Origin of the sequence: Acinetobacter sp. ACZLY 512 (assembly GCF_023614015.1) — a bacterium.
GTDB lineage: Bacteria > Pseudomonadota > Gammaproteobacteria > Pseudomonadales > Moraxellaceae > Acinetobacter > Acinetobacter soli.
The window spans coordinates 1-11,131 of record NZ_JAKIVI010000022.1; the positions used below are offsets into that span (position 1 = coordinate 1).

General features: G+C 36.2%; 11 protein-coding genes. 2 read left to right on the forward strand and 9 right to left on the reverse strand.

The genetic code is table 11. The features are described 5' to 3' along the window. Window positions 1-130: 130 nt before the first annotated feature. From L2096_RS15845 to fdxA, 8 genes are all read right to left on the reverse strand, one after another. On the reverse strand, window positions 131-988 hold the full coding sequence (locus L2096_RS15845) for a metal-dependent hydrolase (RefSeq protein ID WP_502801304.1): 858 nt from the start codon (window positions 986-988) through the stop codon (window positions 131-133). A gap of 407 nt (window positions 989-1,395) precedes the next feature. Further along, window positions 1,396-2,073 carry a glutathione S-transferase family protein gene (locus tag L2096_RS15850; RefSeq protein WP_250365833.1) on the reverse strand — a complete coding sequence of 226 codons (678 nt, stop codon included), beginning with the start codon at window positions 2,071-2,073 and terminating at the stop codon, window positions 1,396-1,398. A 34-nt stretch (window positions 2,074-2,107) separates the two neighbouring features. After that, a complete protein-coding gene (locus L2096_RS15855) occupies window positions 2,108-2,788 on the reverse strand; it encodes an SDR family NAD(P)-dependent oxidoreductase (RefSeq protein ID WP_250365834.1) in 681 nt (226 codons plus the stop codon). Window positions 2,789-2,795: 7 nt separating this feature from the next. Next, window positions 2,796-3,548: an SDR family NAD(P)-dependent oxidoreductase gene (locus tag L2096_RS15860; RefSeq protein WP_250365835.1), complete on the reverse strand. Its 753-nt coding sequence runs from the start codon at window positions 3,546-3,548 to the stop codon at window positions 2,796-2,798. A 578-nt stretch (window positions 3,549-4,126) separates the two neighbouring features. Next, on the reverse strand, window positions 4,127-6,415 hold the full coding sequence (locus L2096_RS15865; protein WP_250365836.1) for a molybdopterin-dependent oxidoreductase: 2,289 nt from the start codon (window positions 6,413-6,415) through the stop codon (window positions 4,127-4,129). A gap of 25 nt (window positions 6,416-6,440) precedes the next feature. Beyond that, window positions 6,441-7,316, reverse strand: a complete 876-nt coding sequence (locus L2096_RS15870) for a MaoC family dehydratase (RefSeq protein WP_250365837.1) — start codon at window positions 7,314-7,316, stop codon at window positions 6,441-6,443. A gap of 11 nt (window positions 7,317-7,327) precedes the next feature. Next, entirely contained in the window at window positions 7,328-8,107 is a 780-nt protein-coding gene (locus L2096_RS15875; RefSeq protein WP_250365838.1) for a ferredoxin--NADP reductase, read from the reverse strand. A 59-nt stretch (window positions 8,108-8,166) separates the two neighbouring features. Next, the gene (gene fdxA / locus L2096_RS15880) at window positions 8,167-8,505 is read right to left on the reverse strand and encodes a ferredoxin FdxA (RefSeq protein ID WP_250365839.1); all 339 of its coding nucleotides are present in this window, start codon (window positions 8,503-8,505) and stop codon (window positions 8,167-8,169) included. Window positions 8,506-8,776: 271 nt separating this feature from the next. On the opposite strand from fdxA, the gene moaA reads away from it, so the two are divergent. Beyond that, window positions 8,777-9,799, forward strand: coding sequence for a GTP 3',8-cyclase MoaA (gene moaA, locus L2096_RS15885; RefSeq protein WP_250365840.1), 1,023 nt, complete (start codon window positions 8,777-8,779; stop codon window positions 9,797-9,799). A gap of 463 nt (window positions 9,800-10,262) precedes the next feature. Here the strand turns inward: moaA and L2096_RS15890 are convergent, their stop codons facing one another. Continuing rightward, window positions 10,263-10,745 carry a winged helix-turn-helix transcriptional regulator gene (locus tag L2096_RS15890; RefSeq protein ID WP_250365841.1) on the reverse strand — a complete coding sequence of 161 codons (483 nt, stop codon included), beginning with the start codon at window positions 10,743-10,745 and terminating at the stop codon, window positions 10,263-10,265. A gap of 117 nt (window positions 10,746-10,862) precedes the next feature. Here L2096_RS15890 and L2096_RS15895 point away from each other — a divergent pair. Further along, the coding region (locus L2096_RS15895) for a transposase (RefSeq protein WP_250365842.1) at window positions 10,863-11,131 on the forward strand (269 nt) is incomplete at its 3' end.

Below are 11,131 nucleotides of genomic sequence, written 5' to 3' on the forward strand. Positions count from 1 at the left end.
TTACTGCTTCAATTTTGAATTCTTCAGGGTATCGTTTACTGCTCATAAGCACCTCGTTAATTAGCCATTTTATCTAACTAAAGGGTGTCTACAAAATCGGTGGCTATTCAGCCATTATGAGTTAAAACCTTTAGTGGGTTGATAATGGTTGTTCGATAGATAAACCAATTTTCAATTTTGTATGATTCACGATTTCAGATTCATCAGTTTCGTTAGGATGAAAGTTAAAGCGATAGTAAGATAAAAATTGAGGGATGAGTACTCTGTATTCACTAAACGCAAAACTAGTAAATCTAATCCAAGATTTGAAGTTTAATAATTGCTTATCTCTAGACATCAATATAACGTGATAACTATGTGTAACTATAGTGATTAACATAATGCTAAAGGTAAAAATTAGCACTCTAGGAATGTAGGCATCTAGTCCTTTTCCATATAAATATTCATACATGTCATAGGCAACGGCCTTATGTTCAGTTTCTTCTATGCTATGCCATAACCATAGATTGCGAATGGTAATGTCATTAAAACGATCACTGAGGTTTTTCATCATTTCAACGACTAAAGTAGCGGTATAATGCTCCAAACCGACAGTCACTAAAAGATTCCATTTTTTAGGAAATATTCTTTCTACTCCTTTTAAAATAATCCCAGTAATGTCTTCTAATGATTCAGGATCTAGACCATATTTCTTTGAACTAACATGAAATGAATGATGCTCCTTAGAATGCATTGCTTCTTGTCCGATAAAAGCACCAATATCACGATCTAATTTTGGGTTATCTTTAACTTTGTGTCTCAATGCCCTTACAGAACGGACAAAGAAAGATTCTCCTTCCGGAAATAAAGTAGAGAGCCCTGTAAAGTAATGGGTTAATGAGGGTTCTTTACTAAACCAATACTTAGGTACTTCTCTAAACTGGTAGTCCATGCGACGTACAGGAAAGGAGGAAATTGTGTTGATAGGTTTTTTATTTATCTCTGTCATAGCATGAACTTCCAATTGTAAAAGTTAAATAATTAGTTCCAATTTGGAACTAATTATTTAACTTAGCTTTATTAAAACTTATTGTCAAATATTTTTCTTATATAGAGATAAACTGTCCTATAATGATAAGTAGTTTCCCAAATTGATAAATCAATATATTTTATTCTTAGTGTAATAATATTTTAAACTAGAAAACCTAATAATAAAGAATCCATTGATATTGCTCGCACTATTTTTACATTAAAAATTATTTTAATCTTAAGAAATTAAATAAATTTAAAGACTATTAAGATTAAAAGTCATTTTATTTAATCTGCATTTGTAAGTAATTTGACTGAACGAGACAAATGTTGTAATAGATTATTAACTTCCCTGTTAATATTCATAACAATTTGTTAAATACACATTTATATGCGCTTAAGCCAAGCATTTAGATGTGGACGCTGCTCTATTTCTCGACGCAAAGGACTGGTGCGTACAAATTCATGTAATTGTGATCCTACGGCAATATCTGCAATAGTCTTATTCGTTCCTACTAACCAATTTGAAGATGATAGCGTTAGCTCAATTCGATCAAGATGCCTCCAAAATTCAGCTTCAACATTTTCTCGACTCATTCTGCCTATACCTTGCATTTTGAGACCAGCTTCTCCAGCAACTTTCAACATGGACTTAAGTAATATGTATTCCACGTTAGAACGTCCCTCACACATTAGTTTAACAAAATGACTGAGCGCAATATCATCCTTAATTCGAAAATATCCTTCAAACCAGTAAAGAACTTCATCAGCCCAGTCTTCCCAGAGTTCAGCTTTGGCTCGCTCAAGTGGATCTAATGGGTAAATAAGTTTATCAGGATATAGTTCATCTAATAATCTTGCGATCTTTGTACTATCCTGTACCCTCAGTCCTTGTACATCAAGAACAGGTAGTTTACCTACTTTACTTAATCGTAGAGCCATTACACCACGTAGACCATTATAGTTGTAAACTTCATAAGACAGCCCCTTAAAATCTAGAATTCGACCAACCTTACGACAAAATGGTGATGCTTCCCATTGGTGTAAAACAATAGTTTGATTCATAACTTTCCTTAGATAATAAAATATTGAGATAATATTAAGGTCGAATATCTAGCTCATGCGTCCAAGCTGTTTTATGTTGACAATATAACTGCCAGCAAGTATCTGCAACTGCCCTTGCATTCAATTCACGTCCAGAAATTTCTGTATCATCCAGCAAAACATGAGTTACATGAATGCCTTTAGGACCAAATTCACGTGCCATTGACTGTGCAAAAGATCGAAGTCCTGCTCCTGCGGCTGCGAATGCAGCTTTACCTTTGACAGGATTTGTAGACGTGAGATGTCCAAGAAATAACAGAGTGCCCTGCTTAAAAGTTAACATCTGTTGAATCGCCATCTGCCCGATTAAAAAACCACTAAAACACTGACGATACCACTCATATTCAATCTCTGAGACAGAAGTACTAAGTGCAGATTGGTTAACAGTCCCTTGGTTACCGTGCACTACAAAAGCAGGGCGATAACCAGCATGTTCAATATGTTCGAAAAAGAGATTGATGGCGGTACTGTCTATGTTGATGAGTATTTTACTTGAAGCACTACCACCCATATGCTGAATGATACTGGTCACTTCATTTAGTGCACTTTGATTCTCGCCAGCCAAATATACATGTAGTCCATTTTGTGCGCTTAGAATTGCAATAGCCGCGGCTATATTTTTGGAATCATCGATACCAAAAACAACTGCACATGGTTTAATTTTTTTTCTAATCATATTAACCTCAAAATCTTTCTTTAAATGGACGCAGTTCCAATTCATGTGTCCATGCTCCAAATTGTTGTGTATGCAACTGCCAATAGGTCGTTGCAATTTCATCAGGCAATAAAGCTCCTTGATCACCTCTACTAAGAACTGCAAGACGTCCAAGACCGTAAGCTGTTGAATTAGCACGATTACCAGCTACAATACCATCGATCACAACATGTGCTACGTGAATGCCTTGTGGTGTAGATTCGCTGGCGAGTTCTAACGTAAAGCTTCTCAAAGCAGCTTTTGCCGATGCAAATGCAGCAAATAGAGGCTTGCCTCGTAAAGATGCTGTGGCACCAGTAAAAATCACTGTTCCATACCCTTGCGGTAACATATAGCGTACTGCTGCCTGTCCCACCATGATGCCCGCCAAACAAGTTAAACGCCAATTTGCCTCAACATATTCGGGCGTTGTTTTCATAAACTTTTGTGGTAGATTTTTAAATGCTGCATTATATACAACAGCCGCCAATGGTTTACCTGCTGCTTTCACCTGAGTAAATAAAGCCGCCACATCATTCATATCTTTTAATTCATTTACAATCGCAGTGGCACTACCGCCATTGGCTTGAATAGCATGAATGACTTCGGCAAGTTTTTCCAAACTTCGCCCAACTACATATACATGTAATCCTTCGGTACTAAACCGATATGCTACTGCTCCCCCAATACCTGAACGAGAACCAACACCAATCACAAGAGCGCTTTGCCTAGAAGGTTGCATCTTTACATTATCTTCTACAATCATTTTATTTTACCTTTATCTGCTCATCATTTTTTTATTGATAACGTTTCGTATTCACTGGAGATGTAAGCTTCACATCATCTAAAAATATGAGAATTGAGAATAGCTTAATCTGATAAGTTCCATATTGGAACTATAAGATATTATTATTGACAATTATTATTGTCAATATTTGAGTAATTAAAACTGACGAATGAAAACATGATCTATAATAGTTATAATAAAATATTAATTTTTATACTTTAAATATCAATTAATTAGATAAATAAAAACGACTGGTTTTTATAACTACTAAATGTAAAAAGTAAAGTTATATAGAGTATTAAGGATGAAAAATTATTACTAAACAAAGTATTACAATAATTATGCTTCCATTTGTAAATTTCACTCAACTCAATAATTACAAAAGAAGCAACAATACATAGCTCTGCCTAAAAATTATGTTATACCTTTAATTTTTAAGTATTGAAAATCGACAAATAGTCACTTCTAATTAAGCTATTAGGTTAATTAAGAATTAAGCAGAGCATCTGCTAGGATATATTAATCAGAAATTTCTATATTATTTTCTCTAATCTGACTGGAACATGCTTAAGATATGGTGTCTTAGTAAAAGGTTCACAATGATCGCTTGATGTTAACAAATTCAAACGGGGTCCAATAGACTCACCACCTTTAAATTGCATTCCGTATCCATGTGGCAAGGAAATTACACCTTTTCTCATACCACTGTCCAGTTCAACTACAACTTCAAGTTCTCCATTTTTGGATATACACCGCAATTTATCGCCATTAATAACTTTTAGATGTTGAGCATCTTCAGGATGAATATGTAAGCTACCATGTGGATCAATTTTTCGCCATGCCGGGTCACGATATATCTGATTAGCATTATAACTTCGTCTCTCACCAGCAAATAGGATAAAGGGATATTCGCTTTGATCTATTTTTTGTTCATTCCTCAGATCAGCTAAAGCAACAAACATTTCAGGAATAGCTAATCGGATCTTTTGATCTTTGTATGCAATTAAGGACCATACATCACTATAAAGATGCTTAGAAACGACAGTTCCTGAACGACTCGATAGAATATGTTCAAATAGATCACAGCCTAAAGTTATCTTATTACCTACAAAGCCTGCACGCCTTAACGCTTTAGTATGTTTAGCAGCAAATTTTAATGCTAATGGAAATAAAAATGCGGCGGCAGCGGCATTATCTGGCAGGGTTTTACCTAAAGTACGATAAATAATCGAAGCGGCATATGGAATCAACTTTTTATTTTTTGCCAAAAATCCACTAAAAGCAGCCATATATCCTAAACGTCGTGTTTTTGGGGACTCAAGTAATGCAACTTTTTCCAGTAATAGGAACTTCTTTGGAATAACCCGCATTTCTTCCAGTAATCGAGTGTAAATCTCTGCTTCAGTTAAGGTATTACCATTAGGTTTAAACAATGGATGGCGCAAGTGAAAACCATTTTTAGGGAATTCTAGATTAAATCCCGTAAATTCCCATTTTTCAAACTGAGAATGAGCCGGTAAAATATAATGTGCAAGTCGAGCAGTTTCAGTCATTGCTACATCTACTACTACCAATAATTCTAACGACTCAAATGATTTAGTATATGCAGGCGTATCTGCATAGGTCATCAATGGATTACTACTACTAACAAATACAGCACGAATACGTTTTTCACCAGCTTTTAGAATTTCATCAGGTAAAATATTTGGTGGGAAAATGCCTGAAATTGGGAACATATTGTGGTACATCGTACGACGATATTTCGGTTTTCTTTCATCTGTATCTGAGAGAAGTGGAACAAAAAAAGTGTGTAGATTATTAACTCCCTGCCTTCCGAAATTCCCAGTTACTAGATATAGTAGTTTTTCCAAATAACCATTCAAAGTGGTGTGCAAAGTGTGTTGTAAACCTAGATCAATCCTCACACAGCCACGTTGAGCATTGGCAAAACCACGAGCAACTTGATAGACAAGTTCGGAATCTACGTCTGAACGACTGATATAATCTTCTACTGGAACAGCAAGGAAAACCTGTTTGACCTGTTCGAAACCATAGGTATGTTGATCAATAAATTGCTGATCGTGTAAGTTTTCTCTAATGATAATGCTAATGATAGCAGACATTAGGAATGCATCGGTACCAGGTTTTAGTTGTAAATGGATATCAGCCTGTTTAGCAGTCTCCGATACACGAGGATCAAAAACAACCATTGTACGATTTGGATCTTTCTTGATATGTTTCAAAGTATCACGTGCATTTGGAATACCATGAGCTTGAAACGGATTTGTACCAATGAAAAGTATATAATCTGCATATTCAACATCTTCGGTTGTATGACAGTCTTGTCTACCAAATAGCCTTCCATTAACCCAGAAATCACCAGTTTTTTCTTGAGCTAAAGAATTATAAGAGTAAAAACTTTTCATGGCTGCAAGCAATTGTTGACTATAAGCACCGCCTAAATGGTTGCCCTGTCCGCCACCCCCTACTGAAGCAAATGCTGTGCCTCCATAAGTATCACGGATATGTATGAGTTTTGCAGCAATCTCCTTTAATGCTTGATCCCAGCTAATTTCAGTATAGCTACCATTTGCTTGACGTTTCAATGGATGAGTTAATCTATCATCATGATTTTGATAATATTCTAGACGCGCTGCTTTTTGGCAAATATATCCCTGCGAAAATGGATGTTGATCGTCACCCTTAATCTTTTTGAAGTGATTATCTTGAATTTCAACAGCTAAGCCACAATTGCGCGAACATAAAATACAAGCGGTTACATCGCTACGTACATTTGACTGAGTATCTTGTATTTTTGTCATTGTATCCTCCATTATCTTGAGTTATTTATTGATACTTACCAGACAAATGAACCGTATCATTGCCGCTGATCAATCTGAGAGCATGTCCTCGCCCTGTTAATTCAGTTGTTTCGACCTTTAACACAGAAGATGGTAATACTACTGGTTTAAGAAATCTTACATCCAATATTCGAATAGTTTCAGGTAATAACTCATAAGTACGAGCCAACGTGCCGAACCCATGCAGAACTTTGTTTTTAAAAGCTGATAGTCTACCCACTAATCCAATCCAATGAATCGGGTTAAAGTCACCTGTCAATAAGGCAAATTTCAAACCATCATGATTTGTTGCTTGCCATTGTCCAATATTGTTCCAGTGTAGTTCAGACGTTTGATTAACTTTTTTACTCTTTTTGAAATCAGGTAAAATAAACGCCATATGTAGAATTGTTTCGACCAGATCAGGCTCAGTGACTGTCCCTGTAATGATTTGTACTGAAACCCGTGCTAAGCCGCTTTGCTCCTGCACCGAATAAACCTTGGCTCGCAGCAACAAATCCTGATTTCTGGGTATATTACCTTTTATCGTTAAAGTAACTCCCTGGTTGATTACGCTGGCAAGATTATATTTGGTGAGTAATAACAAGTCCGTAGCAACAGACAATCCCCACTGAGAAACCATGTGTGGTGGAATGGTATCTTGATAGCGTGTGGTTGGCGCACCAGACCAAACGACATAATGCTGAACCAGTTCATTATTAGGTGCAGCAATGATTTTGGAGATAGCTGGTATATGCTGCCATTCAGAAATGATTTTCTTGGGTTTACTTAGTTTCGCAGTACGCAGAAAAATCTCACCTAAACCTTTTAAGGTGTCCTGATGATGTCGAAGTAACGAAATAGGTAGGCGTTGCATGATCATTGTTTATTTCCTTATTTTTCCACAAATGCACGTTCAATCACATAATCCCCCATCTCACCCATTCGTGGTGATTCTACTAAACCATGCTGATCCAGCAGTGCAGCGACATCTTTTAGAAATGCTGGACTACCACATAACATTGCACGGTCAGTTTCACGATTAAAACGAGGCAACCCTATTTTTTCAAATAGCTCACCTGTCTCAATCGCTGTTGTGACACGACCTTGTGTATGGAAAGATTCGCGGGTTACGGTTGGGTAATAAATGAGCTTATCTTTAATTCCTAATTCTTCAAAAAATTCATGATTAGGTAAATCATCCAGAATCAAATCCTGATATGCCAGTTCAGAGACATAGCGTGTTCCGTGTACCACAATGACTTTTTCAAATTTTTCATAGGTCTCTGGATCACGAATCAAGGAAAGAAACGGAGCTAGGCCTGTACCTGAAGAAAGCAGATAAAGATGTTTACCTGGCAATAAGTCATCATGAACCAAGGTACCTGTTGGCTTTTTTGAAATTAGGATTTCATCGCCTACTTGTACTTTTTGCAAGATGGACGTTAATGGGCCGTCTTGTACTTTAATAGAGAAAAATTCAAGCTCTTCTTCATAATTTGCACTAGCAATTGAATAGGCTCGCATTAATGGTTTACCGTTAACTTCCAATCCAATCATGACGAATTGACCATTTTTAAAACGTAAACTTGTATCACGTGTAGTCTTAAAACTAAATAATGTGTCATTCCAGTGATGCACATTTAAAATCTTTTCTCTTAGAAATGCAGCCATCTAAAGCCCCCTTAACAAGTTGATAAAAATGATTAATTTAAAAGTTTTGCATAAACATGTTATGCGCCATGGCGATCAAGGTTGTTTATTTTGTTAGCGACTCCATGCCATTGCTCATGATCTGGTAATGCATCTTTCTTTTCATTAATAACAATCCAATTTGGATGCTGGGATAACACAGCGTTTAATTCAATAAAATGCTTTTGTTCTTCAGGAACCTCGTCATCTGCACGAATTGCGTCTACAGGACATTCTGGCTCACATAACGCACAATCAATACATTCATCAGGATTAATTACAAGAAAATTAGGGCCTTCATAGAAGCAATCCACCGGACAGACTGCAACACAATCTGTGTGCTTACATTGAATACACTCTTCCAATACTACAAATGCCATAGACTATTATCCCAATGATAAAAATTAGTTCTATAATAGAACTAATTTTATAGTTTTCATAGTATTTATAAAAAATAGAATGACCAGTGCAACAATAAAAAATTTCATATTTATTATCATATGTTTATTTTAATAATTTAAACTCAGTTGAGCACCGAGCTATAAATATAGTTCCAAAATGGAATTAAATTATATTGCTTTATTTAAGTCGCCACAGTATCTTTTACTATTCAAAAGCATTGAAAACAGTACGCCTAGGCGAATGATTGTCATGTCAGAAAAATTTAAGCTTATCAGTTCATCTATTCCCTTAGAGCCGCAATCAACTAAACTTGTTGATCAGTTCGGTCGCTATAAACGAAAGCTCCGTATTTCACTAACGGATCGATGTAACTTTCGTTGTGAATACTGTATGCCAGAGCATCCTGAATGGTTGGCTAAAAAGGATTTACTAAGTTTTGATGAACTATTAAAATTTTGTCGAATCATGGTCTCACTTGGAATCGAGCATATCCGCCTGACTGGTGGTGAGCCCTTAATGCGTCAAGGTATTGTTAGTTTTATTAAGGATCTGCATCTACTTAAAAGGTTAGGTTTAAAACGTATTTCAATGACTAGCAATGCTTTTTATTTAAAAAAGTATGCTACTGAGCTCAAGCTGGCAGGTCTAGATGATATCAATATTAGTCTGGACAGTATCCAGCCAGATATTTTTTTCAACATGACAAAAAAAGCGATTGGTCCAGTGCTTGACGGTATCGGAGCTGCACAAAAAGCAGGACTAAAAATTAAGATAAACTGTGTATTGTTGGCGGATCAAAATGCAAATGAAATTATTCAGCTAACGAAATGGGCTTATCAGCAAAGATTGCCATTGCGTTTCATTGAATATATGCCATTAGATCAAGTGGAGCATTGGAAATTAGATAAAGTCATTACAGAAAACCAAATTATTCAGCAGTTGCAACCTCATTTTCAGATTAAAAAAATACAGCGAACAAATGATCCGGCAACAATTTATCAGTTAAATGATGATTATGAGTTAGGTGTTATCTCAACCATCAGTAAACCTTTTTGTCAAAGCTGTGATCGTTTGCGTTTAACCTCAACTGGCGAGTTATTTACCTGCTTATTTGCCAATACAGGCACACCCTTGCGTTCACTTTTAAGATTAGGCCAAGAAAATTTTTTACTTGCCACTATTAAACAGGCCGTCTGGTATAAAAAAGCAGGTTTTATTGCGCATCAACAGGCTCCCGTACGTAAAATCAGCATGCATACGATTGGAGGCTAATCAAAATAGAGTGAATTGCTAACAGAAAATATAAATTCGATTAACTTTTGAGTTTTACGGTGTGTTAGAAAAGCTAGCAGGAACCGTGGAATATAGTCTTGAATTTGAAACATCTGTTGCAATTGCACAGTCCTTTAAATTTGTTTAGCAGTTCACGTCGCTAGCATCTTACGTGCGTTACATGGGGCGAATCAAATTTTACCAGAATGGCAAAAAGCTGGTTTCGACCTGTCTTCACTCCAAGTTGATTCTCGTGAGCAGCTATTAATGATACATTTGTCTATCACATCATAAGATCAACTACACCTAGCACCCCTAGCCAAACAACAATCACATATGCTCAGTAATCTCAACAAGACAAATGTCATTGTAAGAATCAAAGCACAGAGATTAAATTTTAATCCTTTAAATATTGTTAATTTCATTTATATTTAGGCAATATTTAGAAATCTTTGCATATCACTCAGGACTGCTGTTTTTGTTTTACATGGTAGGAGTAAAGTCCAGGTCCTGGAGAAGGTTGAACATTTTTTGCATTAATCGGCTCACCACATTCAGAACAAACTAAAACAGGTGTAAACTTATGACCACATAATTTATGAGTATATTCTACTGGGGCGCCTAAACCCTCATCAAGCCACGTATCGCCCCATTTCATCATACTCATGATAATTGGATACAAATCTAGACCTTTAACTGTTAGACGGTATTCATATCTTTTTTGTGTATCGGTATAAGGTACTTTGGTCAAGATATCTTGTTCAACCAGAAACTTTAATCGATCAGCTAAGATATGTCTAGTAACCCCCAAAGTGCGTTGAAAATCATCAAAACGTCTTATACCTAAAAAAGTATTACGTATAATCATTGCAGTCCATCGATCACCAATCACAGCAACTGTTCGTGCAATTGAACAAGGTTGATCTCCAATTTCACCTGACTTCATATAAAACCTTTACCATTATGTCATGTGACTATTCTAACATGCTTGAAAGTGATAACTTACAACGGCTTTGTTGCATAAAGCTATTCTTGAAGGCTTCTTCAGTAATATAATTTCCAGATGAAGAAGCGTGCATCTAAAATATACCGTACAACCAATTGGTCCTCGTATAACCAAGCTTTAATCAAGCGAGGAAATATTTCAATCTGGTTTGATCCTAAGACCCAATGGTATGCACAGCCACAAGGCAAGCACGGACGAAATCAAACTTATTCAGATACAGCGATTCAATGCTGTTTAATGATCAAATCTCTATTCCGTCTTTCTTTACGTATGGTCACTGGCTTTGCTCAAAGCTTGATTAAACTCTGTGGCTTGAATTGGACAGC

What these genes read in the sequence shown, in the direction of transcription:
- L2096_RS15865 (WP_250365836.1), bottom strand. Translation starts at nt 6,415, where the DNA reads ATGACAAAAATACAAGATACTCAGTCAAATGTACGTAGCGATGTAACC.
- L2096_RS15860 (WP_250365835.1), bottom strand. Translation starts at nt 3,548, where the DNA reads ATGCAACCTTCTAGGCAAAGCGCTCTTGTGATTGGTGTTGGTTCTCGT.
- L2096_RS15850 (WP_250365833.1), bottom strand. Translation starts at nt 2,073, where the DNA reads ATGAATCAAACTATTGTTTTACACCAATGGGAAGCATCACCATTTTGT.
- L2096_RS15875 (WP_250365838.1), bottom strand. Translation starts at nt 8,107, where the DNA reads ATGGCTGCATTTCTAAGAGAAAAGATTTTAAATGTGCATCACTGGAAT.
- fdxA (WP_250365839.1), bottom strand. Translation starts at nt 8,505, where the DNA reads ATGGCATTTGTAGTATTGGAAGAGTGTATTCAATGTAAGCACACAGAT.
- L2096_RS15870 (WP_250365837.1), bottom strand. Translation starts at nt 7,316, where the DNA reads ATGATCATGCAACGCCTACCTATTTCGTTACTTCGACATCATCAGGAC.
- L2096_RS15845 (WP_502801304.1), bottom strand. Translation starts at nt 988, where the DNA reads ATGACAGAGATAAATAAAAAACCTATCAACACAATTTCCTCCTTTCCT.
- L2096_RS15855 (WP_250365834.1), bottom strand. Translation starts at nt 2,788, where the DNA reads ATGATTAGAAAAAAAATTAAACCATGTGCAGTTGTTTTTGGTATCGAT.
- moaA (WP_250365840.1), top strand. Translation starts at nt 8,777, where the DNA reads ATGTCAGAAAAATTTAAGCTTATCAGTTCATCTATTCCCTTAGAGCCG.
- L2096_RS15890 (WP_250365841.1), bottom strand. Translation starts at nt 10,745, where the DNA reads ATGAAGTCAGGTGAAATTGGAGATCAACCTTGTTCAATTGCACGAACA.